This is a genomic window from Variovorax sp. Soil_C_26 (assembly GCF_057657075.1).
This window is the reverse complement of sequence record NZ_JBDGJC010000003.1, coordinates 289,261-313,574: the sequence shown is the minus strand read 5'-3', so window position 1 is coordinate 313,574 and position 24,314 is coordinate 289,261. Positions and strand designations below refer to the sequence as shown.

27 protein-coding genes are annotated in these 24,314 nt (G+C 68.6%); 14 read left to right on the top strand and 13 right to left on the bottom strand.

The window, feature by feature from the left end; translation table 11 throughout:
* Positions 1-36 precede the first annotated feature (36 nt).
* Complete coding sequence (locus AC3A6G_RS10980; protein WP_487859048.1) at positions 37-1,212, top strand: acetyl-CoA C-acyltransferase; 1,176 nt, start codon at positions 37-39, stop codon at positions 1,210-1,212.
* Between the two features lie 87 nt (positions 1,213-1,299).
* Here AC3A6G_RS10980 and AC3A6G_RS10975 read toward each other — a convergent pair whose 3' ends face one another.
* The 5 genes from AC3A6G_RS10975 to AC3A6G_RS10955 are packed head-to-tail and all read right to left on the bottom strand — an operon-like array spanning position 1,300 to position 5,877.
* Positions 1,300-2,481 carry an ABC transporter substrate-binding protein gene (locus AC3A6G_RS10975; RefSeq protein ID WP_487859049.1) on the bottom strand — a complete coding sequence of 394 codons (1,182 nt, stop codon included), beginning with the start codon at positions 2,479-2,481 and terminating at the stop codon, positions 1,300-1,302.
* Positions 2,482-2,537: 56 nt separating this feature from the next.
* Positions 2,538-3,245: an ABC transporter ATP-binding protein gene (locus tag AC3A6G_RS10970; RefSeq protein ID WP_487859050.1), complete on the bottom strand. Its 708-nt coding sequence runs from the start codon at positions 3,243-3,245 to the stop codon at positions 2,538-2,540.
* A complete protein-coding gene (locus AC3A6G_RS10965; RefSeq protein ID WP_487859051.1) occupies positions 3,232-3,996 on the bottom strand; it encodes an ABC transporter ATP-binding protein in 765 nt (254 codons plus the stop codon). Before AC3A6G_RS10965 ends, AC3A6G_RS10970 begins: the two co-directional genes overlap by 14 nt.
* Positions 3,989-5,011, bottom strand: coding sequence for a branched-chain amino acid ABC transporter permease (locus tag AC3A6G_RS10960; RefSeq protein ID WP_487859052.1), 1,023 nt, complete (start codon positions 5,009-5,011; stop codon positions 3,989-3,991). Before AC3A6G_RS10960 ends, AC3A6G_RS10965 begins: the two co-directional genes overlap by 8 nt.
* Positions 5,008-5,877, bottom strand: coding sequence for a branched-chain amino acid ABC transporter permease (locus AC3A6G_RS10955; protein ID WP_487859053.1), 870 nt, complete (start codon positions 5,875-5,877; stop codon positions 5,008-5,010). Before AC3A6G_RS10955 ends, AC3A6G_RS10960 begins: the two co-directional genes overlap by 4 nt.
* Positions 5,878-6,172: 295 nt before the next feature.
* Here AC3A6G_RS10955 and AC3A6G_RS10950 point away from each other — a divergent pair, with 295 nt between their 5' ends.
* From AC3A6G_RS10950 to AC3A6G_RS10910, 9 genes are all read left to right on the top strand, one after another.
* Positions 6,173-8,026 carry an acyl-CoA dehydrogenase gene (locus tag AC3A6G_RS10950; protein WP_487859054.1) on the top strand — a complete coding sequence of 618 codons (1,854 nt, stop codon included), beginning with the start codon at positions 6,173-6,175 and terminating at the stop codon, positions 8,024-8,026.
* 2 nt (positions 8,027-8,028) lie between these two features.
* Positions 8,029-8,268, top strand: coding sequence for a hypothetical protein (locus AC3A6G_RS10945; protein WP_487859055.1), 240 nt, complete (start codon positions 8,029-8,031; stop codon positions 8,266-8,268).
* A 29-nt stretch (positions 8,269-8,297) separates the two neighbouring features.
* Positions 8,298-8,600, top strand: coding sequence for a Dabb family protein (locus AC3A6G_RS10940; protein WP_487859056.1), 303 nt, complete (start codon positions 8,298-8,300; stop codon positions 8,598-8,600).
* 35 nt (positions 8,601-8,635) lie between these two features.
* A complete protein-coding gene (locus AC3A6G_RS10935) occupies positions 8,636-9,433 on the top strand; it encodes an SDR family oxidoreductase (protein ID WP_487863849.1) in 798 nt (265 codons plus the stop codon).
* 116 nt (positions 9,434-9,549) lie between these two features.
* On the top strand, positions 9,550-10,011 hold the full coding sequence (locus AC3A6G_RS10930; protein WP_487859058.1) for a PaaI family thioesterase: 462 nt from the start codon (positions 9,550-9,552) through the stop codon (positions 10,009-10,011).
* A 37-nt stretch (positions 10,012-10,048) separates the two neighbouring features.
* Positions 10,049-11,065 carry an NADP-dependent oxidoreductase gene (locus tag AC3A6G_RS10925; RefSeq protein ID WP_487859059.1) on the top strand — a complete coding sequence of 339 codons (1,017 nt, stop codon included), beginning with the start codon at positions 10,049-10,051 and terminating at the stop codon, positions 11,063-11,065.
* Positions 11,066-11,101: 36 nt separating this feature from the next.
* Positions 11,102-12,751 (top strand): isovaleryl-CoA dehydrogenase, encoded by a 1,650-nt coding sequence (locus tag AC3A6G_RS10920; RefSeq protein ID WP_487859060.1) that lies wholly within the window; start codon positions 11,102-11,104, stop codon positions 12,749-12,751.
* 58 nt (positions 12,752-12,809) lie between these two features.
* The gene (locus AC3A6G_RS10915) at positions 12,810-13,748 is read left to right on the top strand and encodes a glutathione S-transferase family protein (RefSeq protein WP_487859061.1); all 939 of its coding nucleotides are present in this window, start codon (positions 12,810-12,812) and stop codon (positions 13,746-13,748) included.
* 110 nt (positions 13,749-13,858) lie between these two features.
* Complete coding sequence (locus tag AC3A6G_RS10910; protein ID WP_487859062.1) at positions 13,859-14,764, top strand: SDR family oxidoreductase; 906 nt, start codon at positions 13,859-13,861, stop codon at positions 14,762-14,764.
* Positions 14,765-14,776: 12 nt separating this feature from the next.
* Here AC3A6G_RS10910 and AC3A6G_RS10905 read toward each other — a convergent pair whose 3' ends face one another.
* Positions 14,777-15,448 (bottom strand): FMN-dependent NADH-azoreductase, encoded by a 672-nt coding sequence (locus AC3A6G_RS10905; RefSeq protein WP_487859063.1) that lies wholly within the window; start codon positions 15,446-15,448, stop codon positions 14,777-14,779.
* A gap of 126 nt (positions 15,449-15,574) precedes the next feature.
* On the opposite strand from AC3A6G_RS10905, the gene gcvA reads away from it, so the two are divergent.
* Both gcvA and AC3A6G_RS10895 read left to right on the top strand, forming a co-directional pair.
* Entirely contained in the window at positions 15,575-16,480 is a 906-nt protein-coding gene (gene gcvA, locus AC3A6G_RS10900) for a transcriptional regulator GcvA (RefSeq protein ID WP_487873615.1), read from the top strand.
* Between the two features lie 54 nt (positions 16,481-16,534).
* The gene (locus AC3A6G_RS10895; RefSeq protein ID WP_487859065.1) at positions 16,535-17,176 is read left to right on the top strand and encodes an ABC transporter ATP-binding protein; all 642 of its coding nucleotides are present in this window, start codon (positions 16,535-16,537) and stop codon (positions 17,174-17,176) included.
* Here AC3A6G_RS10895 and AC3A6G_RS10890 read toward each other — a convergent pair whose 3' ends face one another.
* From AC3A6G_RS10890 to AC3A6G_RS10875, 4 genes are all read right to left on the bottom strand, one after another.
* A complete protein-coding gene (locus tag AC3A6G_RS10890) occupies positions 17,177-17,725 on the bottom strand; it encodes a GNAT family N-acetyltransferase (RefSeq protein WP_487859066.1) in 549 nt (182 codons plus the stop codon).
* Positions 17,722-18,108 carry a HepT-like ribonuclease domain-containing protein gene (locus AC3A6G_RS10885; RefSeq protein WP_487859067.1) on the bottom strand — a complete coding sequence of 129 codons (387 nt, stop codon included), beginning with the start codon at positions 18,106-18,108 and terminating at the stop codon, positions 17,722-17,724. The genes AC3A6G_RS10890 and AC3A6G_RS10885 overlap by 4 nt, the downstream gene beginning before the upstream one ends.
* Positions 18,105-18,395 carry a nucleotidyltransferase family protein gene (locus AC3A6G_RS10880; protein ID WP_487859347.1) on the bottom strand — a complete coding sequence of 97 codons (291 nt, stop codon included), beginning with the start codon at positions 18,393-18,395 and terminating at the stop codon, positions 18,105-18,107. Before AC3A6G_RS10880 ends, AC3A6G_RS10885 begins: the two co-directional genes overlap by 4 nt.
* 91 nt (positions 18,396-18,486) lie before the next feature.
* The gene (locus tag AC3A6G_RS10875) at positions 18,487-19,413 is read right to left on the bottom strand and encodes a LysR substrate-binding domain-containing protein (protein WP_487859068.1); all 927 of its coding nucleotides are present in this window, start codon (positions 19,411-19,413) and stop codon (positions 18,487-18,489) included.
* A gap of 100 nt (positions 19,414-19,513) precedes the next feature.
* Between AC3A6G_RS10875 and AC3A6G_RS10870 the strand changes: the two genes are divergently transcribed.
* Positions 19,514-20,230, top strand: a complete 717-nt coding sequence (locus AC3A6G_RS10870) for an FMN-dependent NADH-azoreductase (protein ID WP_487859069.1) — start codon at positions 19,514-19,516, stop codon at positions 20,228-20,230.
* Between the two features lie 12 nt (positions 20,231-20,242).
* On the opposite strand, the gene AC3A6G_RS10865 is transcribed toward AC3A6G_RS10870, so the two are convergent.
* Complete coding sequence (locus AC3A6G_RS10865) at positions 20,243-21,289, bottom strand: aldo/keto reductase (RefSeq protein ID WP_487859070.1); 1,047 nt, start codon at positions 21,287-21,289, stop codon at positions 20,243-20,245.
* 52 nt (positions 21,290-21,341) lie between these two features.
* Positions 21,342-22,532, bottom strand: a complete 1,191-nt coding sequence (locus AC3A6G_RS10860) for an MFS transporter (RefSeq protein ID WP_487859071.1) — start codon at positions 22,530-22,532, stop codon at positions 21,342-21,344.
* Positions 22,533-22,622: 90 nt separating this feature from the next.
* Between AC3A6G_RS10860 and AC3A6G_RS10855 the strand changes: the two genes are divergently transcribed.
* A complete protein-coding gene (locus tag AC3A6G_RS10855) occupies positions 22,623-23,585 on the top strand; it encodes a LysR family transcriptional regulator (RefSeq protein WP_487859072.1) in 963 nt (320 codons plus the stop codon).
* Here the strand turns inward: AC3A6G_RS10855 and AC3A6G_RS10850 are convergent.
* Complete coding sequence (locus AC3A6G_RS10850) at positions 23,534-24,304, bottom strand: fumarylacetoacetate hydrolase family protein (protein WP_487873614.1); 771 nt, start codon at positions 24,302-24,304, stop codon at positions 23,534-23,536. The two genes, AC3A6G_RS10855 and AC3A6G_RS10850, sit on opposite strands and share 52 nt — an antisense overlap.
* Between the last annotated feature and the right edge of the window lie 10 nt (positions 24,305-24,314).

The following is a 24,314-nucleotide window of genomic DNA, read 5'->3' as shown; positions in this document are numbered from 1 at the left end:
CCATCCGTTTCCCTTCCATCTTCAAAGGACATCACCATGACCAGCGCCGTCATCGTTTCCACCGCCCGCACGCCGCTCGCCAAGAGCTGGAAGGGTGCCTTCAACATGACGCATGGCGCCACGCTCGGCGGCCATGCGGTGCAGCACGCCATTTCGCGCGCCGGCATCGACGCAGGCGAGGTCGATGACGTGGTGATGGGCTGCGCCACGCCCGAGGGCGCGACCGGCTCCAACATCGCGCGCCAGATCGCGCTGCGCGCCGGCTGCCCGATCACCACCTCGGGCATGACGATCAATCGCTTCTGCTCGTCGGGCCTGCAGACCATCGCCACCGCCTCGCAGCGCATCATCGCGGGCGAGGGCGAGGTGTACGTGGCCGGCGGCGTCGAGAGCATCTCGTGCGTGCAGAACGAAGCCAACAAGCACATGCTGACCGATCCGTGGCTGACCAAGCACAAGCCCGAGATCTACTGGAACATGCTGCAGACGGCCGAGCAGGTGGCCAAACGCTACAACATCGGCCGCGATGCCATGGACGAATACGGCGCCGCGAGCCAGCAGCGGGCCACCGCCGCGCTAGAGGCCGGCAAGTTCAAGGACGAGATCGCACCGATCACCGTGCTGGCCGGCGTGGCCGATGCCGTGATGGGCCTGCGCACCAAGGAAGTCACGATCGAGAACGACGAAGGCATCCGCCCCGGCACCACCAAGGAAGGCATCAGCGGCATCCGCTCCGCAATGCCCGGCGGCCTGATCTCGGCCGGCAACGCCAGCCAGTTCTCCGACGGCGCAGGCGCCTGCGTGGTGGTCGACGAGAAGTACGCCGAGCGCAAGGGCCTGAAGCCGATCGGCCGCTTCCTCGGCTTTGCCGTGGCCGGCTGCGAGCCCGACGAAATGGGCATCGGCCCCGTCTTCGCGGTGCCCAAGGTGCTGGCCAAGCTCGGCCTGAAGGTCGGCGACATCGACCTGTGGGAACTCAACGAGGCATTCGCGGTGCAGGTGATCTACTGCCGCGACAAGCTCGGCATTCCCGCCGACCGCCTGAACGTGAACGGCGGCGCCATCGCCGTGGGCCACCCCTACGGCGTGAGCGGCCAGCGCCTCACGGGCCATGCGCTGATTGAAGGTAAGCGCCGCGGCGCGAAGAAGGTGGTGGTCACGATGTGCATCGGCGGCGGTATGGGTGCTGCGGGCGTGTTCGAGGTGCTGTAAGCCCCGGGGCCCGGTCACCGGGCGCCCAAGAAACAAAAGCCCTTCGGCGCCGTGCGCGCCGAAGGGCTTTTTTTCGACAGCCGCTTTTTACTTGCCGAGTTCGCTCAGGCTGACCGGCTTGATCTTGCCGTCCTCGACCGTCACCACCACCGGGTCGACGATGGTGGCGCCCACGTTGTCGATGCCGCGGAAATCGCCCGCGTTGTACTTCTGCGGCAGCTTCGCCAGTGCCTCGCCGAGCTTGGCACGGATCGCGGTGGCATCCGTGGTGGTGCCGGCCAGCGTCATCGCCGCGGCCAGCGCGTGCGTCAGCGTGTAGTTGTAGGACGATTCACTGGTCGGCTGGCGGTCGGCACCGAAGGCCTTGCGGTAGGCGGCAGAGAAGGTCTTGGCGCCTTCGCGCTCGTCGGTGGACACCGGGAGCACGCCGACCGAGCCGTTGAGCGGTTCGAGCCCGCCGGTGATCTTGGCCATCTCGTCGACCTTGGCCTGGTCCATCAGGATGAAGCCGCCCTTGAAGCCCAGCTCGCGTGCCTGCTTGGCGACCAGCGCGGTCGGCTCCGACGGGCCGCCGATGAAGAGCACGTCGGGCTTCTCGGCCAGCACGCGGCTCACGCCGCTGTAGAAGTCGGCCGACTTGTTGTACGACATCGGGTTGTTCGACACGACCTCGCCGCCCAGCTTCTTCCAGGCCGGCTCGAACAGCGCCGACCAGGCCTTGGCATAGTCGTGGTCGGCCGGCAGCATGCCGGCCTTCTTGCCGAACTTCTTCATCTCGTACTTCGAGAACGGCTCGATGTAGCCGACGAAGCTCGGCGGGATGCGCACCGTGAGCTTGTTGCCCACCTCGGTGATCTTCGGCGTGCTCGAGTACGCCATCACGATGAACTTCTCGCGCTCGTTGAAGGCCTGCATCGCATAGATGCCGCCCGAGTGCGGCACGAACACCGCCGGCACCTTCGACTGCTGCACCAGCCGGCGCGCATTGATCGCGGATTCGGCCGGCGAGTACTTGTCGTCGAGCGCCGCCAGTTCGAGCTTGACCTTCTTGCCCGCGACCGTGAGGCCCGCTTCGTTGATCTCCTTGATGGCCATCTCCATGCCATCGACCACGTTCTTGCCGTAGAGCGCGGCACCGCCGCTGAGCGGCCCGGTGAAGCCGATCTTGACAGTCTCCTGCGCACTGGCGCCCGCGGCGGCAAAGGTTGCGGCCAGTGCAAGGGCCAGCGGCAGGCGTGCGAAGCGGCGGCGGGTAGGGGTAGCGGTCATTGTTGTCTGTCTCCTGGATGGGTTGGTACGCGGAAAGAAATAAAGGGAAGGGGCGTTCAGGCGCCGATGTAGGCCGCGCGCACGGCCTCGTTGTTGAGCAGCGCCTCGCGGTCGCCCTCCAGCGCGATGCGCCCGCGCTCGATCACGTAGGCGCGGTCGGCAATGGCCAGTGCCGAGTAGGCATTCTGTTCGGCCAGTAGCACCGTGGTGCCGGCCTCGTTGATGCGGCGGATCACGTCGAACACCTGCTTGACCACCAGCGGCGCCAGGCCGAGCGAGGGCTCGTCGAGCAGCAGCACCTTGGGCCGGCCGAGCATTGCGCGGCCGATGGCCACCATCTGCTGCTGGCCGCCCGAGAGCGAGCCGGCGGGGTCGTTCTGCTTCTGCAGCAGCACCGGAAACAGGCTGAACACCTCGTCGAGCGTGCGGGCGATGCCGGCCTTGTCGCGCCGGTGCACATAGGCGCCGAGCGTCAGGTTCTTCTTCACTGTCATCTCGGGGAACAACTTGCGCCCCTCGGGGCAGTGCACCAGCCCGGCCTGCACGATCTGCGCCGGCCGCTTGCCAGTCAGGTCGTGCTCGCCCATGCGGATCGATCCGCCCGCCGTCTTGTGGATGCCGCTGGCGGCCAGGAAGATCGAGCTCTTGCCCGCGCCGTTGGCCCCCAGCAGCACCACCAGTTCGCCCTGCTCGGCGTGCAGCGAGATGTTGTCGAGCGCGCGGAAGCTGCCGTACTTGAGCGTGACGCCTTCAAACCGCAGCATGGTCGGCTCCCAGGTAGGCCTCGATCACATGCGGATCGCGCCGGACTTCGTCGGCGGTGCCCTCGGCGATCTTCTCGCCGTTGTTGAGCACCACGATCTTGTCGGCCAGCTGCATGATCATGTCCATCTTGTGTTCGATCAGGCACACGGTCTTGCCGTGGCGCACGAGTTTGCGGATCAGGTCGGCCAGGCCCACCGTCTCCTCGGGGTTCACGCCGCCGGCCGGTTCGTCGAGCAGCAGCAGTTCGGGGTCGGTCGCGAGTGCAAGCGCGAAGGCCACGCGCTTGCGTTCCTCCTGCGTGATGTCCGCGGCAATGCGGTTGGCCACGTGGGCCAGGCCGACGAAATCGAGCGCCTCCATCGCCTTCGCTCGGCACAGCCGCTCCTCCTCGCGCAGCCGGGCCGTGTTGAGCAGCACGTCCCACAGGTTGGCATGGGTGCGCAGGCGATGTCCGACGATCAGGTTGTCGAGCACCGTGGCGTTGTCGAACAGGCTCGTGGTCTGGAAAGTCCTGGCCACGCCAAGCCGCGCAATGCGGTCGGGCCGCATGCCGGTCACGTCCTGGTCCTTGAACACGATGCGCCCCGAGGTCGGCGCATGCGTGCCGGCGATCAGGTTGAAGAAGGTCGTCTTGCCGGCACCGTTGGGGCCGATGATCGCGGTGATCTGGCCTTCGGCGATGCGCGTCGATACCTGGTCCACGGCGGTGAGGCCGAAGAATTTCTTGGTGAGTGCCTCGACTTCAAGCATGGCCGCGTGCCTCCGACTTGCCGTCCGCGGCCTCGATGCCGCCGGCCGCGCGCGGCGGTGGCGCCGACGCGCGCGCGCGCCGCCGCGCCCTGTGCTTGAGCCAGGTGCCGACGATGCCGTCGGGCAAAAAGATCACCAGCGCGACCAGCACCGGGCCGAACACCAGCATGCGGTAGTCCTGCAGGAACTGCAGGCTCTGCGTCATCCAGGTCACCAGCAGCGTGCCGACCAGCGGCCCCATCAGCGTGCCGATGCCGCCGACGAGCGTGAACATGATCAGGTCGAAGGTCACGACCTCGCTGGCCACGTCCGGCCCGAGAAAGCGCACCTGCCCGGCATAGAGCGCGCCCGCAAAGCCGGCGTAGATCACCGACAGCACGAACGACAGCGTCTTGGTGCGCATCAGGTCGACGCCCAGCGCCTCGGCCAGCATGTCGCCGTTGCGCACCGCCATGAAGGCGCGCCCGAGCAGCGAGTTGACGATGCGCGACATCAGGAAGGTGCCCAGCACCAGGAACGCGAGCGCCAGGTAGTACTGCGCGACCGGCGTCTCGAACTGCAGGCTGCCGATGCCGGTAGGCGCCGGGATGCCCATGATCCCCACCGTGCCGTGGGTGAGGCTTTCCCACTTCTCGATCAGCAGGTACATGATGTAGCTCACGCACAGCGTGAAGATCGAGAAGTAATGGCCCTTCAGGCGCAGCGACAGCAGGCCGACGAAGTAGCCCAGCACGCCGGTCACCACGCCGGCCAGCGCGAAGGCCACCCAGAAGGGCACCGCGTAGTCGGTGGTGAGGATGCCCACGGTGTACGCGCCCACCGCCATGAAGGCGCCGTGCGCCAGGTTGAACTGGCCGGTGTAGCCGGTGATCAGGTTCATGCCCAGCGCGGCGAGCGCCATGATGAAGGCGAGCGACACCACCGAGATGATGTAGGTGTCGCTGGCGAACAGCGGAAAGACCAGCGCCACGGCGAGCAGCGCGAACCAGGGCCAGCGGGTGGCGAGCTTGCTCATGCGCGTGCCCCCTTGCCGGTGAACAGGCCCTGCGGCCGGAACGAGAGGATCACCACCAGCAGCACGAAGGCGATGATGTCCTTGTAGTCGGTCGAGAAGTAGAAGCCGCCGAAGGCCTCGGCCATGCCGATGATCAGCCCGCCCACGATGGCGCCCGGGAAGCTGCCCATGCCGCCCAGGATGATGATCACGAAAGCCTTGGTGATCACCAGGTTGCCCATCGCCGGATAGATCAGGTTGATCGGCGCATAGAGCATGGCCGCCACCGCCGCCAGCGCGCCCGAGATGGCGAAGACCAGCAGCGTGACCCGGCCGGCATCGATGCCCACCAGCGCGGCGCCGTCGCGGTTCTGCGCCATCGCGAGGATGGTCGAGCCCAGCACCGTGTGGTTCAAGAACAGGTGCAGCAGCCCCATCAGCAGGAAGGCGCCGGCGATGATCAGCAGGCGCTGCAGCGGCGAGGTCAGGCCGAAGATCTCGACGATCTGTCCATAGGGTGTCTGCATGCGGTGAAACTCCGCACCGAAGAGCGCCTGCACGCCGGCCTCCAGGAAGAGCAGGATGCCGATCGCCGCGATCATGTCGTGCAGCTCGGGCGCGTTGCGCAGCGGGTGGAACACCAGCACCTGCGCCAGCATGGCGATGACCGCCACCGTGGCCGCTGCGCCGAGCATGGCGAGCCAGTAGTTCAGGCCCAGCGCCGTCATGAGGTAGTAGCCCGCGAAGGCCCCCGTCATGTAGAAGGCGCCGTGCGCGAAATTGGGCACGTGCAGGATGCCGTAGACCAGCGTCAGTCCCAGCGCCACGAGGCTGTAGACCCCGCCAACGGTCAGGCCGTTCAGCAGCTGCTGAAAGAAGATTTCCATTCTTGTCTTTCCCCTTGTGAGCCCGTCACGGGCCGGTGTGCCAGCGATTGCGGCTGGGCAGCGGAAATTCTGGGTGCGCGCGGCATCGCCGGCCCTTGAGGTTTGCCCCAACTCCGTCACGTGCGCGACTCGCATGCGTAAGCACCGCGGCCCCGGCGCCCGGCGGCCGCCTTGTCATGAAGGAGTCACGGCGCCGGGGACGATTGATTTACATTGAGGCGGCTCCACCGAACCTGCGCACGGCCGCGCCCATGCGCTGGGACTCTTCCGTACGACGAACTGCCCGCCCACCGACATGACGCTGCGTCCCACCCTCGACTTCCTGCTCTACGACTGGCTCGACGCCGAATCGCTCAACCAGCGCGAGCGCTTCGCCGACCACTCGCGCGAGACCTTCGACGCGGTGCTCGATACCTGCGAGCGCATTGCGCGCGAGAAGTACGCGCCGGCCAATCGCATCGTCGACACCCAGGAGCCGCACTTCGACGGCGAGAAGGTGATCCTGCCGCAGGCCACGCACGATGCGCACCGGGCCTTCGTCCAATCGGGAATGATGAGTGCGGCGCAGGACTACGACATCGGCGGCATGCAGCTGCCCTACACGCTGCAGGCCGCGGCCAACAGCTTCTTCGCCATGGCCTCGGTGAGCATCGGCTCCAACATGCTCACGAGCGGCAATGCCAACCTGCTGATGGTGCACGGCACGCCGATGCAGCAGGAAGTGTTCGCAAAGAACGAATTCGCTGGCCGCTGGGCCGGCACCATGTGCCTGTCGGAGCCCCAGGCCGGCTCGTCGCTGAGCGACGTGGCGACGCGCGCGGTGCCCGATGGCGACGATTTCAAAAGCGACCCGCTCGGCCCGCGCTACCGCCTCACCGGCAACAAGATGTGGATCTCCGCCGGCGACCACGAGCTGACCGAGAACATCGTGCACATCGTGCTCGCGAAGATTCCCGACGAGAACGGCAAGCTGGTGCCGGGCACGCGCGGCATCTCGCTGTTCATCGTGCCCAAGCGCATGGTCGACACGCAGGGCCAGCTCACGGGCCAGCGCAACGACGTCGCGCTCGCGGGCCTGAACCACAAGCTCGGCTGGCGCGGCACCACCAACACGCTGCTGAACTTCGGCGAGGGCAGGTACCCGGTCGACGGCAAGGCCGGCGCGGTCGGCTACCTGGTGGGCGAGCCCGGCAAGGGCCTGCACTGCATGTTCCACATGATGAACGAGGCGCGCATCGGCGTCGGCACCGCCGCCACGATGCTCGGCATGGCCGGCTACCAGGCCTCGCTCGAATACGCCAAGACCCGGCCGCAGGGCCGCCTGGTGAAGAAGCCCGAGAAGCCCGGCACGGCCGTCGTCAAGGACTCGGCCAGCCCGCAGGTGCGCATCATCGAGCACGCCGACGTGCGCCGCATGCTGCTTGCGCAGAAGGCGTACTGCGAAGGCGCGCTGGCGCTCGAGCTGTACTGCGCCCGGCTGGTCGACGAGCAGAAGACCGGCGAGGCGCAGACCGCCGACGATGCCCGGCTGCTGCTGGAGGTGCTCACGCCCATTGCCAAGAGCTGGCCCAGCGAGTGGTGCCTCGAGGCCAATTCGCTCGCCATCCAGGTGCACGGCGGCTACGGCTACACGCGCGACTTTCCGGTCGAACAGTACTGGCGCGACAACCGCCTGAACATGATCCACGAGGGCACCCACGGCATCCAGGCCGCCGACCTGCTCGGGCGCAAGGTGCTGATGGAGAAGGGCCGGGGCCTGCAACTGCTGGCCGGCCGCATCACCGCCACCATCGGCCGCGCGGCCGCGGTGCCGGCGCTGGCCGCCCACGCCGAGGCGCTCGGCGCCGCGCTGCAGCGCATCGGCAGCGCGACCGAAGCGGCCTGGGCCACGGGCGACCCGGCCGATGCGCTCGCCAATGCCGTGCCCTACATGCAGGCCTTCGGTCACACGGTGCTGGCCTGGATCTGGCTCGACGTGGCGTGCCGCGCGCTCGAGATCGACGCGCAGAAGGCGAGGGCGGTCACTGCTGGCAAGATCGGGGCCACGGACTATTTCTTCCACTACGAGCTGCCGAAAATAGGCGCCTGGCTCAACGTGGTCGAACGCCGCGACTCCACCTGTACCGTTTTGCCCGAGGACGCTTTCTGACAATGGCCGACGCCACCCCCGACAACCAACCGACTCCGACCCCGACCCCGCAGAACCCGCACGCCCGCCTGGAGAAGTGGATCTGGATCCTGATCTACGGTGGGCTCTTCGCCGTGATCCTCGGCCTTGCCATCGGCCGCACCGAACCGGCGATCGGCTGGTCGATGGGCGTTCCCGGCGCCGTGGCCGCCGCGGTGGGCATCGTGCTCATCTACGTGCGATCCCGCCTGGACGGCAAGTAAAACGAAAGAACGAAGGAACGAAAGACGCCATGCTCAAGCACATCGTGATGTGGAAGTTCAAGGAACATGCCGAAGGCGCCGACAAGGCCACCAACCTGCGCAAGGCCAAGGCGCTGCTCGACGCCTGCGAGAAGCTCTCGCCCGGCACGCTGCGCTTCGAGGTGGCCACGGCCCAGCCCGGGCTCGAGGCCACCTACGACCTGATCCTCTATTCGGAATTCGCCGACGCGGCGGCGCTCGCAGCCTATGCAGAGCATCCGCAGCACGTCGCGCTCAAGCCCTTCCTCGGCGCCGTGCGCGAAGAGCGCCAGTGCATGGACTACACCGTCTGACCCCGACCCCCTCGAACGACACCGGAGACCACCCCATGACCGCCCGCACCACGCGCCAACTCTTCGATCTCACCGGCAAGACCGCCCTCATCACCGGCGGCTCGCGCGGCCTGGGCCTGCAGATGGCCCATGCGCTCGGCGAGGCCGGCGCGAAGATCATGCTGAGTTCGCGCAAGGCCGACGACCTCGAGCAGGCCGCGGCCGAGCTGCAGGCGGCGGGCATCGACGCGCGCTGGATCGCGGCCGACTGCGCCAAGGAAGAAGACACGCGTCGCCTCGCCGACGAGACGCTCGAGCGCATGGGCGCGATCGACATCCTCGTGAACAACGCCGGCGCGAGCTGGGGCGCACCGGCCGAGAGCCATCCCGTCGAGGCCTGGGACAAGGTGATGAACCTCAACGTGCGCGGCTATTTCATCCTGGCGCAGCAGGTGGCCAACAAGTACATGATCCCGAAGAAGGCCGGGCGCATCATCAACATCGCGTCGATCGCCGGCCTCAACGGCAACCCGCCCGAGATGCAGACGCTGGCCTACAACACCTCGAAGACCGCGGTGATCGGCTTCACGCGCACGCTGGCCGCCGAATGGGGCCGCTACGGCATCAACGTGAATGCGATCTGCCCGGGCTTCTTCATGACCAAGATGGCCGCCGGCCTCATCAAGTCGCTCGGCGAAGAGAAGATGGCGGCGCAGGCGCCGCTCGGCCGGCTGGGCGACGACGAAGACCTCAAGGGGCTGACGCTGCTGTACGCGAGCGATGCCGGCAAGCACATCACGGGCCAGTGGCTCGCGGTGGACGGCGGCGTGAGCGTGGTGCTGGGCGCAGCATGATGAGACGCCCCCCGAAGCGCCTTCGGCGCCTCCCCCCACTGGGGGGCGCACCCAGCGGCCGGGCGGAGCCCGTTCCGCGGGTGCACACGCGAAATCCGCGGGCAATTTGAAACGACATGACTGATTCCAAAGACGACATCAACATCCGCTCCTACACGAGCCAGATTCCCTTTGCACGCCATCTCGGCTTCGAGCTCACGAAGTTCGAGGGCGGCGAATCCGAGATCCGCTACACCGCCAAGCCGGAGCACCTGAACACCTTCGACGTGACCCACGGCGGCGCCTGCATGACGCTGCTCGACATCACCATGGCGGCCGCCGCGCGCAGCGTGTCGCCCGAAAGCGGCGTGGTCACCATCGAGATGAAGACCAGCTTCATGCAGCCCTCGGTCGGCCCGCTGCATGCGCGCGGCACGCTGATCCACCGCACCGCCACGCTGGCCTTCACCGAGGCGAAGATCTACGACGCCCAGGAACGCGTGTGCGCCCACGCCACCGGCACCTTCAAGTACGTAAAGCGCCGGCTGCCCACCGGCCCCGCGAGCGCGAACGAAATGCGTCCGCCTTCCACCGACTGACCCCGATCCCGTTCTCGATACCACGGAGACCCTTCCCATGCCCACGAACAAGCAGATCCATCTCGACAACCGCCCCGAGGGTGAAGCCGTCGCGAGCAACTTCAAGCTCGTGACCGCCGAAACCCCGCCGCTGGCAGAGAACCAGGTGCTCGTGCGCCACCACTACATGAGCCTCGACCCCTACATGCGCGGGCGCATGAACGATGCCAAGAGCTATGCCCAGCCGCAGCCGCTCGGCCAGGTCATGCAGGGCGGTGCTGCCGGCGAGGTGGTCGAGAGCCGGCATCCCAAGTTTGCCGTGGGCGACAAGGTCGTCGGCTTCGGCGGCTGGCAGGAATACAGCGTGGTCGACGCCTCGCAGCCCGGTGCGCTCAAGAAGGTCGACACCACGCAGGTGCCGCTGTCGCATTACCTGGGGGCCGTCGGCATGCCGGGCGTCACCGCCTGGTACGGCCTGGTGAAGATCATTGCGCCCAAGGCCGGCGACACGCTGGTGGTCACCGCTGCCAGCGGCGCCGTCGGCAGCGCGTTCGGTGCGCTCGCCAAGGCGCGCGGCTGCCGCGTGGTCGGCATCGCCGGCGGCCCGGACAAGTGCAAGTACGTGACCGACGAGCTGGGCTTCGACGCATGCATCGACTACCGCCAGCACCCCGACGTCAAGAGCATGGGCGCCGCGCTCAAGGAAGCCTGCCCCGACGGCATCGACGGCTACTTCGAGAACGTCGGCGGCTACATCTTCGATGCCGTGCTGCTGCGCACCAACGCCTTCGCGCGCGTGGCGCTGTGCGGAATGATCGCGGGCTACGACGGCCAGCCGCTGCCGCTCGCGAACCCGTCGCTGATCCTCATCAACCGCCTCAAGATCGAAGGCTTCATCGTGAGCGAGCACATGGAGGTCTGGCCCGAGGCGCTGGCCGAACTCGGCGGCCTCGTCGCGAGCGGCAAGCTCCGGCCGCGCGAGTCGGTGGCCGTGGGCATCGAGTCCGCCCCCGATGCCTTCCTGGGTTTGCTCAAGGGCAAGAATTTCGGCAAGCAACTGGTGAAGCTGATCTGACATGCACTGAATGAACGCACGGCAAGGAGGCCGCTGATGGAAATGACGCACGAGGTGTTCAACCAACCTGAACCGCTCACGGGCTACAACCTCTTCGAAACCCACCGGCCCCTGCGCGATGCGCTGAAGTTCAACGCGCCGAAGCTCGACGTGGCGCCCTTGCAGGCGCTGGGCGCCAGTCTCGGCACCGCCGGCATGCAGGCGCATGCGCGGCTCGCCAACACGCACACGCCCGCGCTGCACACGCACGACCGCCAGGGCCGGCGCGTCGACGAGGTCGAGTTCCATCCGAGCTACCACGCGCTGATGACCGCCGCGGTGGGCGCGGGCCTGCACGGCGTGCCGTGGGGCGACGCGCCCGGGCCGACGGCCTCGCCGCATGTGTTGCGCGCAGCGGGCTTCATGCTCTTCACCGAGCTGGAGCCGTCGATCCTGTGCCCGATCTCGATGAGCTATGCCGCCACGCCCGCGTTGCGCGGCAATGCGGCGGTGTACGCCGACTGGGGGCCCAAGCTGACCAGCCTGCACTACGACCCCGCGCTCAAGCGCCTTAATGACAAGCCCGGCGTCACCATGGGCATGGGCATGACCGAGAAGCAGGGCGGCTCGGACGTGCGGGCCAACACCACGCAGGCGGCGCGCGACGGCAGCGACGCCTGGGGCGAGCGCTACAGCATCACGGGCCACAAGTGGTTCTTCTCGGCGCCGATGTGCGATGCCTTCCTGGTGCTCGCGCAAGCGCCGGCCGGCCTGAGCTGCTTCTTCCTGCCGCGCGTGCTGCCCGACGGCAGCCGCAATGCGCTGCACATCCAGCGCCTGAAGGACAAGCTCGGCAACAAGGCCAATGCGAGTTCCGAGGTCGAGTTCCACGGCGCCATCGCCTGGCTCGTGGGCGAAGAGGGCCGCGGCATTCCGCAGATCCTCGAGATGGGCACCATGACCCGGCTCGACTGCGCGCTCGGCACCAGCGGGCTCATGCGGCAGGCTGTGGCGCTCGCCATCGACCACACGGTGCAGCGCAGCGCCTTCGGCAAGCCGCTGATCGCCCAGCCGCTCATGAAGAACGTGCTGGCCGACCTGGCGCTCGAGAGCGAGGCCGCCACCGCGCTCGCGCTGCGCCTCGCGCGCGCCTTCGACCGGCAGCACGACGAGCACGAGCGCCTGATGGCGCGGCTGCTTACGCCGGTCGCCAAGTTCTGGATCTGCAAGCGTGGCAGCCACCTGGCGCAGGAGGCGATGGAATGCCTTGGCGGCAACGGCTATGTGGAAGAGGGTGGCCAGGGCACCATGGCGCGCATCTACCGCGAGATGCCGCTCAATTCGATCTGGGAGGGCGCCGGCAACATCATGGCGCTCGACCTGCTGCGCGGCCTGCGCAAGGGCGATGCGGTGGCGGCGCTGGCCGCCGAACTCGCGCCCGCGCGCGGCCAGCAGGGCGCACTCGACCGCCTGGCCGACGCGCTGCCCGCGCGCATCGAGGCCATGGCCTCCGAGACCGAGGCGCGCCGCCTGGCACAGGACGTGGCGCTGGCGGTGCAGGCTGCGCTGCTGGTGCAGACCGCGCCGGGCGCCGTGGCTGCGGCGTTCTGCGCCTCGCGGCTCGGCGGCGACTGGGGCCATGCCTTCGGCATGCTGGGCACGGGCACCGATTTCGACGCGATCATCGCGCGCGCGCGTCCGCGCTGAGCGCACCCTCCGCACCCCATTTCGACACCCGCGGCTCGACCGCACACAAGGAACCCCGATGGCCGAACTCATCCTGCACCACTACAACACCTCGCCGTTCTCCGAGAAGGTCCGGCTCATCCTCGGGGCCAAGAAGCTGCCGTGGAAATCGGTGCTGATCCCGGCCATCATGCCCAAGCCCGAGGTGGAGACGCTCACCGGCGGCTACCGCAAGACGCCGTTCCTGCAGATCGGCGCCGACATGTACTGCGACACCGCGCTCATCGCCGACGTGCTCGAGCATCTGCAGCCCGAGCCATCGCTCTACCCGGAGCCCGAGAAGGGCATGTCGCGCATCCTCGCGCAGTGGGCCGACAGCACGCTGTTCTGGGCCGCGATGGCCTGGAACATGCAGCCCCGCGGCGTGGCCGAGGTGTTCGCCAAGGCGCCGCCCGAAGCGGCCAAGGCCTTCGGCGAAGACCGCGGCAAGATGAGCGCCGGCAACATGACTCGGCTGCGCCCGGCCGATGCCACCAGCGCCTACAAGTCGTACCTGCGCCGCCTGTCGGACATGTTCGACGACAAGCCCTTTCTGCTCGGCGAGGTTCCGTGCATCGCCGATTTCTCGGCCTACCACCCGCTCTGGTACACCCGGCGCATCGACGCGGTGCGCGGCATCCTCGACCTGACGCCCGCGGTGGTCGACTGGATGGACCGCATGGCCGCCATCGGCCATGGCGCGCCCGAGAAGTCCACCGCCGACGAGGCCATCGCCGCGGCCAAGGCGGCAGTGCCGCACACGCTGCTGACCGACAGCACCTTCCAGGACGACCATGGCATTCCGCTCGGCAGCGCCGTCACCGTGCGCGCCGAGAGCTTCGGCCTCGAGGAAACCCCGGGCACGCTGGTGGCGGCCACGCGCACGCACTACACGCTCGCGCGCAGCAGCGAGCGCGTCGGCACGGTGCATGTGCACTTTCCGCGCATCGGCTATGTGCTGAAGAAGGCCGAGGCCTGAAGCGCAGCGAGGGACATCCGCGGGCACCTTCGTGACTGCGCCGGTGCGCGTTCCGTATTTCAATAGCGCCTCCAGCTTCAGAGACATTCAACGCAAGAAGGACACCGGCAATGATTCAGGACTTCAAGGGCAAGACCGCCGTTCTCACCGGTGCGGGATCGGGCTTCGGGCTCGAATGCGCACGCATCGGCGCCGCACGCGGCATGAACCTCGTCTTGGTCGACGTGCAGCAGGACGCGCTCGACAAGGCCCGCGCCGAGGCCGAGGCTGCCGGCGCGCAGGTGCTCGCGCGCAAGGTCGACGTCTCGGACGCCGCCCAGATGGAGGCCCTGGCCGCCGCCGTGAAAGAGCGCTTCGGCGCGCCGCATTTCGTCTTCAACAATGCCGGCGTGGGCGCGGGTGGCCTGGTGTGGGAGAACACCGTGGCCGACTGGGAATGGGTGCTCGGCGTCGATCTCTGGGGCGTGATACACGGCGTGCGCCTGTTCACGCCCATGATGCTCGAAGCCGCCGCCAAAGACCCGGCCTGGCGCGGCCACATCACCAACACCGCCAGCATGGCCGGCCTGCTCACGCCGCCCAACATGGGCATCTACAACGCCGCCAAGGCCGCCGTGGTGAGCCTGACCGAGACGCTCTACCAGGACCTGAACCTCGTGACCGACCAGATCGGCGCCAGCCTGCTGTGCCCGTACTTCGTGCCCACCGGCATCACGACGAGCGAGCGCAACCGTCCCAACGCGCCCAAGGAGAGCGAGCTCACCAAGAGCCAGCTCATCGGCCAGGCCATGAGCAACAAGGCCGTGAGCAGCGGCAAGATCAGCGCGGCCGAGGTGGCGGCAAAGGTGTTCGACGCCATCAGCGCCAACCAGTTCTACGTGTTCAGCCATCCCAAGGCGCTCGGCAACGTGAAGAGCCGCATGGAGAACATCGTGTCGATCACCAACCCCGCCGATCCCTTCCTCGAGCGGCCCGAGATCGGGCAAAAGCTGCGCGAGCAGTTGCGCGCGGGCTGAGCGCGCGTCACGTCACGGCGCCTGCAGCGTGCTCACCAGCGTCTCGATGCGCGTGAGCGCTGCGTTCATCGAGCGCGCAAGCTCCTCGTCGCGGTCCTCGGCATGCTCGATCGCCACGCTGTGGACCTCGGTGAGCCCGAGCAGCGCGAGCGGGCTCGCGATGCCGGGCGTCAGCAGATCGCGGTGCGCCTGCCAGCCGCCCGGGCCGTAGCCGCTGCTGCCGCACGATGTCAACAGCACCGTGCGGCGGTGGCGCTCGGCCAGCAGCGGCACGTACGGGTTCTCGCGCTCGCGGTCGTAGTCGAAGGTGGCGCCGATGCGCACCACGTTGTCGATCCATGACTTGAGCGGCGCCGGCATGCCGAAGTTGTACATCGGCACGCCGATCACCAGCACGTCCGCACGGCGGATCTCGTCGATGAGCACATCGCTTTCCACCAGCACCGCATGCATCCATGGTTCGCGCTGGTCCGCCGGCGTGTAGCCCGCGGCGATCCATTCGCCCGTGATGCTCGCGGGCGGCGCGGCGCCGATGTCGCGGTAGATCACTTCGTCGTCCGGGCGTGCCGCGCGCCATGCGCTCACGAAGTGGTGGCCGAGCCGGCGCGAATGCGAGCCGTGCAGGTGGGTGCCCCAACGCCCGGGACGGGCGCTGGCGTCGATGTGGAGCAGGGTGGTGGTCATGGTGGTTCTCCGGTCTAGGTGGATGAAGGAAATTCAGCTGTCTCTTGACATGCTTTGCAATTTATCCAAGCATAAAAAGCGCGACAAACGACGATTTATTTGCGCTGCTAAAAAATCAATTCATCCATGAACCGACTGCACTCACTCCCGCCCCTGGCTTCGCTGCGCGCCTTCGAGGCTGCCGCGCGGCACTGCAGCGCCAAGCTCGCCGCGAACGAGCTCTCGGTCACGCCCACGGCCATCAGCCATCAGGTGCGGCAGCTCGAAGAGTCACTCGGCGTGGCGCTCTTCATCCGCCAGCCGCGCCAGCTGGTGCTGACGCCGCAGGGCCGCGAGCTGCAGGCGGTGCTGAGCGATTCGTTCGCCGCCATGGCACAGGCCGTGGCGCGGCTGCGGGCGCCGCCGGAGCGCAGCGCGATCACCTTGTCGACCACGCCCGCGGTCGCCGCGCGTTGGCTGCTGCCGCGCGTGGGTGCGCTGCGCGCGGCGCACCCGCGGCTCGACCTGCGCATCCATGCCTCGCACGATGCGGTGCCGCTCGACGGGCTCACGGCCGACGTCGCCATCCGCTACGGCAAGGGCCAGTGGCCGGGCCTCGTGGCCGAGAAGCTCTTCGACACCGTCTTCGCGCCGGCCTGCAGCCCGACGCTCAAGCTGCGCCGTCCGGCCGACCTCGCGAAGCACACGCTGCTGCATTTCGCGGTTCCGAACAGCAGGAACCAGCCGGGCACCTGGGCCGCCTGGCAGCAGGTGGCCCAGGTGCCGGGACTCGACGTGACGGCCGGTCCCGTGTTCTCCGACGAAACCCACACCGTCTCGGCCGCGCTGCAGGGGCAGGGCGTGGCGCTGATGGGCCTGGCACTCATCGCCGACGAGCTGCGCGCGGGCAACCTGGTGCAGCCCTTCGGGCCGGTGCTGCAGGGCTCGCCGTTCTACCTCGTGTGCCCGCAGGCGCGGCGCGACGATCCCAACGTGGCGGCGGTGTTCGAGTGGGTGAAGGGGCTGTCGCCGCTGGACGGCGGCGTGCGCTGAGCGACGGCGGCGACACAATCGCGTTCAATGCCGTTTTCGATGCCGCTGTTCCCCATGAGACTTTCCCCGACTTCTTCCATGCTGCAGATCCAGGACCTGCACTTCGCCTACCCCGACCAGCCCGCGCTGGCCGACGGCTGGTCAATCGCCGTCGGCGATGGCGTCACGCAGCTCTACGGAGACACCGGCAGCGGCAAGTCGACCTTGCTGCGCGTGCTGGCGGGTGCGCTGCCTGCATCGGCCGGTCAACTGTGCGTGAACAGCGTGGCACTCGACGCCGAACCCGAGGCCTACCGGCGCCAGGTCTTCTTCTGCGAGCCGGCGTCGGAAGCCTTCGACCCGCTCGGCGTGCAGGCCTGCACGGCCTTGCTGGGCGAGGGCGATGCGGGTTTCGACCAGGCCGAGTGGCAGCGCCTTGCCGAGGCCTTCTCGCTCGTGCCGCACCTGGAGAAGCAGATGTTCATGCTGTCGACCGGCTCCCGTCGCAAGGTCGGCCTGGCTGCCGCGCTCGCGTCGGGGCGGCCCGTGGTGCTGCTGGACGATCCGGTCGCCGCGCTCGACGCGCGTTCGATCCACGGCCTGTGGCAGGCGATCGAGCGGCGTGTCGCGCAACCGGGGCGGGCCGTGGTCGTGGCCAGCAGCGAGCGCATCACGGCGGTGCCGCTGGCGGCGTGCATCGAACTGCCGCTGGGCTGATCAGTGGGTCGGCGTGGCCATCACGTGGTTGTCGTGCCGCTCGTCGCCGAGCACGAACTGTGTCAGCCCCGTCACGGCCAGCCTGTGCTTTTCGTAGAACGCGCGGGCGCGCAGGTTCTTCACGTTCACCGTGAGCCACAGGCCGTCGTTGCCCGTGCGTTCGTGGGCGGCGCTGCGCGCTTCGCGCAGCAGCATCGACCCGACACCGCTGCGAGCGAACGGCGACTGCACGTAGAGCGTGCGCAGTTCGGTTTCACGGGCCGGTGCCAGCGGCTGCACCGCGCCGAACTGCAGCAGCGCATAGCCCACGAGATGGCCATTGGCCTGCGCGACCCGCAGTTCGACATCGGAAGCTTCCGACCACGCAGCGAACGCTGCGGGCGTGAAGGTCGAGAGCACATAGCGCCCGAGCAAGTCGTTCACACCGTCGGTCGCGTAGGTGTCGAGCCACACCTGGATTGCCAGCGCGGCGAGCGCGTGCGCGTCGGCTGCGGTGGCGGGGCGAACGGTGAAAGGCGGGCGAATCAACGTGCGGCGCCTGTCGGTCACGGCTGCGCGCCTTTGCCGTCGCCGTCTGTGGTGCCGGCTTTCTGCCGCACCGCGGCCAACTGCTCGAGCAAAGCCGGCAGCCATTTTTGCACCGTCTCCCAGACCACCTCGAGATTGACGTCGAAGTATCCGTGAGCCATGCGATTGCGCATGTTGCGCATGCTGCGCCACGGCACTTCGGCGTGGGCAATGGTGAACTCGGCGTGGCTGTCCATCACCTTCGTGGCCGCTTCTCCGATGATGATGAGGCTCATGATGACGGCCTGCTGGGTGCGTCTGTCGGTCAGGAAATCGTCCTTGGCCATTCCCTGTACAAAGCTGCGTGCATCGGCTGCAGCTTGTTGTATGTGATCGAGGTAGTCGGGCAGGCGGCTCTCGCTCATATTGGCTGTGCCTCCGCGAGCACCTTGGCGCGGAATTTCGGCGGCAGGTCGCCGGGTGTCAGCAAGTCGACGTCGACGCCGAGCATCGATTTCAACTCTTCCTCCAGATCGCCCAGGTCCAGCAATGTGGCACCGGGCAGCGCGTCGACCAACAGGTCGAGGTCGCTGCCTTCCTGGTCGGTGCCATGCAGCACCGAACCGAAGACGCGCGGATTCGCCGTGCGGAAGCGGCCGACCGCTTCGCGCACCGCACTTCGTTTCAATTCGAGCACAACGGACGGTAGCACGGGCATCCTTTCTCGCGCCTCGCGAAAGCGAGGTGCGGCCAGAATATAGCGTCTGGCGCTGTTCTCGCGCACCGCGTCTCGCCAGCCAGCCTCATCCTTCCGCAGCCTGGGCCGCAATCCAGTCCCATACCGCGCGCACCGGCGCTTCGTTCTCCCGCCCTTCAGCCACCGCAAGGAAATAGCTCCCGGTGTCGAGCGCGGGGCCAAAGGGCTGCACCAGCGCGCCGCTCGCGATCTCTTCGGCGGCGAGCGTGAGGCTCAGGAGCGCCACGCCGTGGCCGCCGAGCGCGGCGAGCATGGCATGCGTCTCGTCGGAGAACGACAGGCCCGGCGACTTCATCGCGCGGCCGCGCGGCGGGGCGATGCCAGCCTCGCGGAACCAGCGCGGCCACACCGCAGGCGCGAGCGCATGCGGCTGCCAGTCGCAATGGATGAGCTGGTGCTTCGGCAGGTCGGCGACGCGCCGGAGCTTCAGCATCGGGCTGCACAGCGGCGCGTAGCGCTCGTGCATGAGTTCGCGCGCCACCAGCCCAGGCCAGTTGCCGCGGCCCGAGCGGATCGCGATGTCGGCATCGCCGCGTGCAAGGTCGACCAGCCTGTCGCTCGCGTGCAGGCGCAGCTCGACATCGGGGCAGGCCTTGCGGAAGGCCTCCATGCGCGGCAGCACCCAGCGCGCCGCGAACGCGGTGTTGGTGGTCAGCGTGACGGCCGGCGAGGCCGCGGGCCGGCGCAGCCTGTCGATGCCGGCCTCGAGCAGGTCGAAGCCCATGCGCAGGTCGTCGAACAGCCGTTCGCCGGCGGGCGTCAGCACCAGCTGCCGCGTGAGGCGACGGAACAGCGGCTGGCCCAGCGAGTCTTCGAGCGCGCGCACCTGGTGGCTGATGGCGGACGGCGTGACCGACAGCTCCTGCGCGGCGCGCTGGAAACTCCGGTGTGCGGCAGCGGCTTCGAAGGCGCGCAGCGACAGCAGCGGCGGCAACCGGCGGCCGGGCCGAACAGGTGAGCTGATCTCTTGCATAGGTGGAAAAACGATCGTTTGTGGCGGAAGGACTTCGTCCCTAGATTCAAGGCCTGCGTCGCCATTGTGGCAGCGCCCCATGCACCAAGGAACCTCATCCATGAAATCCGACCACCTGAACCTCCTCCACATCGACGCCAGCGCCCGTCCGGGCCGCTCGGGCATCGATCCGCATGGCTCGCACACGCGCCGCCTGTCCGCACGCTTCGTCGAGCGCTGGCAAGCCGTGCGCCCCGGCGACCGTGTCGACTACCTCGACGTCGGGCAGCATCCGCCCGCGCATGTCGATGCGCGCTGGATCCACGCGGCCTTCACGCCGCCCGAGGCGCGCGAATCGTGGATGGCCGAGGTGCTGGCCGAAAGCGATCGGCTCGTCGACCAGCTCGTCGCGGCCGACCTGATCGTGGTCGGCCTGCCGATGTACAACTTCAGCGTGCCCGCGCAGTTCAAGGCCTGGATCGACAACATCGTGCGCGTGGGCCGCACCTTCGGCTTCGACCGCGCGCGCGGTGCGGTGCCGTATTGGCCGATGCTCGCGGACATGGGCAAGCGCATGGTCCTGCTGGGCGCGCGCGGCGACCACGGCTACGACCCCGGCGGGCGCATCGCGCACCTCAACCACACTGAAAGCAGCGTGCGTTCGGTGTTCGGCTACATCGGCGTCACCGACATGCACGAGGCCGCGGTCGAATGCGACGAGTTCGGCGGCGAGCAACTGGCGCAGTCGCTCGCCAAGGCCGAAGCCGCGGTCGACCGGCTGGTGGACGAACTCGCGGCTGCGGCGGCGATGCCGGCGCCGGAGCCCGTCGCCGCTTGAGGGCCGAGCCGCTCAGCCCGGCAACTGCTGCACCGCCACCGGGCTGCGTTCGGCGAACTGCCCGTTCCAGTACGGGTAGTAGGGGTAGGGCGGCGGCACCGCGCTCGCCGCGTCGAGCCGCCGGCGCTGGTCGTCGCTGAGCTGCCAGCCGAGCGCGCCGAGGTTCTGTTCAAGCTGCGCCTCGTTGCGCGCGCCGATCAGCACGCTCGACACCGTGGGCCGCTGCAGCAGCCAGTTGAGCGCGATCTGCGGCAGCGTCTTGCCGGTTTCCTCGGCCACCTGGTCCATCGCATCGACCACGCGGTACAGGCGCTCGTCGTCGATCGGCGGCGCGAAGCCGGCGGTCTCGTGCAGGCGGCTGCCTTCGGGCAGCGGCTGGCCGCGGCGGACCTTGCCCGTCAACCGGCCCCAGCCCAGCGGGCTCCAGACGATCGCACCCAGGCCCTGGTCGACGCCCAGCGGCATGAGCTCGAATTCGTAGTCGCGGCCAATCAGCGAGTAGTAGGTCTGGTTGGCCACGAAGCGCTGCAGCCCGAGCCGGTCGGAGGCGGCCAGCGACTTCATGAGCTGCCAGCCCGAGAAGTTCGAGGCGCCGATGAGCCGCACCTTGCCGACGCGCACCAGGTCGTCGAGCGTGTCGAGCACCATCTCGACCGGCGTCATCGCGTCGAAGGCGTGCAGCTGCAGGATGTCGATGTAGTCGGTGCCGAGCCGCTTGAGCGCGGCCTCGGTCGCGGCGATCAGATGGTGGCGCGAGGCGCCCACGTCGTTCGGCCCGTCGCCCGCGCGCAGCGAGAGCTTGGTCGAGATGATGGCCTTGTCGCGCCGCCCCTTGAGCGCCGCGCCGAGGATCGATTCGGACGCGCCGTTCGAATACACGTCGGCGGTGTCGAACAAGGTGACACCAGCGCCGAGCGCGAGGTCGACGATGCTGCGCGCACCTTCGACGTCGGTGTTGCCCCAGGCGCTGAAGAGCGGACCCTGGCCGCCGAAGGTGCCGGCGCCGAAGCCGAGTGCGGGCACCTTGAAGCCCGAGCGGCCGAGAAAACGTTGTTCCATGGTGTTGGCTTTCGAGTGGTTGGAAGAGAGAAGAAAAAGGGAAAAGGATTCGTCAGGCCCGCGCCGAGGCGCAGTCCGCCGTCGTGCCATCGCTCTCGCGGCGGTCGAGCGCGCGGCTCCAGAGTGCGATCGCCAGCCCCGCGAGCGTCAGCAGCGCGGCCACCCAGCCGAGCGCGCGCAGCCCCGGCCCGTGGTCGATGACCACGCCGCCGATCCAGGCGCCGAGCGCATTGCCGAGGTTGAAGGCCGCGATGTTGAGGCTCGATGCCAGGTTCTGGCCGGCGCCCGTGGCCTTTTCGAGCACGCGCAATTGCATCGGCGCCACCGTGGCGAACGCGGCGAGGCCGAGCAGGCCGACGAACACCACCGCGGCGACCGGCGTGCCGATGGCGAACTGCATCGCACCGAGCACCGCGGCCAGCGCCACCAGCGTGCCGAGCACCGCGGGCATGGTCGCCCGGTCGGCCAGCCGGCCGCCGAGCAGGTTGCCGGCCGCCAGGCCCGCGCCGAACACCAGCAGGATCGGCGACACGGCCGATTCGGCAACGCCCGTCACCTGGGTCAGCAGCGGCTGGATGTAGGTGAACACGACGAACACGCCCGCATAGCCGAGCACCGTCATCGCAAGCCCGAGCAGCACCTGGCCGCGCGCGAGCACCGCGAGTTCGTCGCGCACGCTGGCCGGCGCGGCCTCGGCCTTGACGCGCGGCACGAACAGCGCGAGCACCGTGAAGGCCAGCACGCCGATCAGCGCGACGGCCCAGAAGGTGGCGCGCCAGCCGTGGTGCAGCCCGAGCCAGGCGCCCGCCGGCACGCCGAGCAGCATGGCGGCCGTGAGGCCGGTGAACATGATCGCGATGGCCGAGGCGCGGCGCTCGGGCGCGACCAGCCCGGTCGCCACCACCGCGCCGACGCCGAAGAAGGTGCCGTGCGCGAGCGAGGTGACCACGCGCGCGGCCATGAGCATCTCGTAGTTCGGCGCCAGCGCACAGGCCAGGTTGCCGAGCGTGAAGATCGCCATCAGCGCGAGCAGCACGGTCTTGCGCGGCAGCCGCCGCGTGGCGATGGTGAGCAGCGGCGCGCCCACTGCGACGCCGAGCGCATAGCCCGAGATCAGCAGGCCGGCGGCCGTGATGGAGACGTGGAGGTCGCTCGAGACCTGCAGCAGCAGGCCCATGATGACGAATTCGGTGGTGCCTATTCCGAAGGCACCGGCGGTGAGGGCGAGAAGGGCGATGGGCATGATGCACGTACTGTGCGGCCATCTCCCGCTTGTGACTAGAATGCCGCTGCTACACGCACTTGTGAACTGAATTCACAGAAAGAGCCCGCCATGCCTCGCATCGACGTCAACCGCTCCGGCGAAATGGAAGCTTTCGTGCAGGTGGTCGAGGCCGGCGGCTTCTCGGCCGCCGCGCGGCTGCTCGACATGACGCCCTCGGCCGTGAGCAAGCTGGTGGCGCGGCTCGAGCAGCGCCTCGGGGTGCAGCTGGTGCATCGTTCCACGCGCAAGCTGCAGCTCACGCCCGAGGGGCTGCACTTCTACGAGCGCAGCACGCGCGTGCTGGCCGACCTCGAGGAGGCCGAGCGCTGCGCCGCCGCGGGCGCCGCGCCGCGCGGGCGCGTGAGCATCAATGCGAGCGTGTCCTTCGGGCACCACAAGCTGGTGCCGCTGGTGCCGCGCCTGCTCGAGCAGCATCCGCAGATCACGCTCGACATCGCGCTCACCGACCGCATCGTCGACCTGATGGACGAGCGCGCCGACATCGCGATCCGCTGGGGCCAGCTGCCGCCGTCCGACCTGGTGGCGCGGCGCCTGGGCGAGACCAGCCAGTCGATCGTGGCCGCGCCCGCTTACCTGGAAAGGTATGGCACGCCGCGCACGCCGCAGGAGCTCGAGGCGCACAACCGCCTGGGCTGGAGCTACCGGCGCAACACACCCGACTGGCCGCTGCGCGTGGACGGGCGCGCGATCGCGCTGCCCGTGGCCGGCCCGGTGCGCGCGGGCGACGGCGAGACGCTGCGCCAGCTGGCGATCGCGGGCGCGGGCGTGGCGCGGTTGTCGCTGTATCACGTCCAGCACGACATCGAAGCGGGCCGGCTCGTGCCGCTGCTGGAGGAATTCAACCCCGGCGAGGTCGAGCCGATCCATGCGGTCTACATCGGCAAGGCGGGCACGCTGCCGGCGCGCGTGCGTGCGGTGCTCGACTTCCTGGTGGCGAATGCGAGCGTGGGCGGTGGGCGCTACACGCTCAGGCGCAGCGCGCCGATGCCGTCGAACGCCACCGTGACCTGATCGCCGCGACCGCACGGCAGGATGCCGACCCACGAGCCGGTGGTGACGATGCTGCCGGCCGGCACGGTGCGGCCGTGGCGCGTGAGGTGGCGCAGCCAGGCCGGCAGCAGCCAGGCCGGGTCGCCGAGGGGATGCGTGCCTTGGCGCGCCACGGGTTCGGCACTGCCGACGGTGGTCTCGCAGCGCTGCGAGGCCCAGTCGACGGCGGCGAAGGGCTTCCATTCGCCGAGCGCGAGTGCGCCGTGCACCTGCGAATCGGCCAGGCGCAGCAGCGCGGGCGTGGCAGCCAGGTCCTGCCAGCGCGAATCGACGATCTCGACCGAGACCGCCATGGCATCGACGAGCGCGGTGGCACCGGCGGCATCGAGCGAGGCGGCCATCGCTGGCGTGACGTCGCGGCCGAGGCGCAGCGCGATCTCGGCCTCGATGCCGGGCGCATGGAAGTGGATGTCGCCGAAATCGGCCGGGGCGGTGCGCACGCCGGCGGGTGGCAGCGGCGCATGCGTGAGGGTCGCGCTGCGCGAGGCGCCGCCCGATTTCCAGGCGCGAGGTGCGGCCTCGTCGGCGAACCATCCGAGCGCTGCGGCGACGGCGTCCTGCACTTCATAGGCCTCTGTGGCGTTTTCCAGCGTGTCGAGCCAGGGCGTGGCGTCGAGGGTCTGGTCGGAGCGGCGCGCATTGGTGAGCGCCTCGGCGAGGGCAGTGGGAGAGTGGTTCATGTCGTCGATC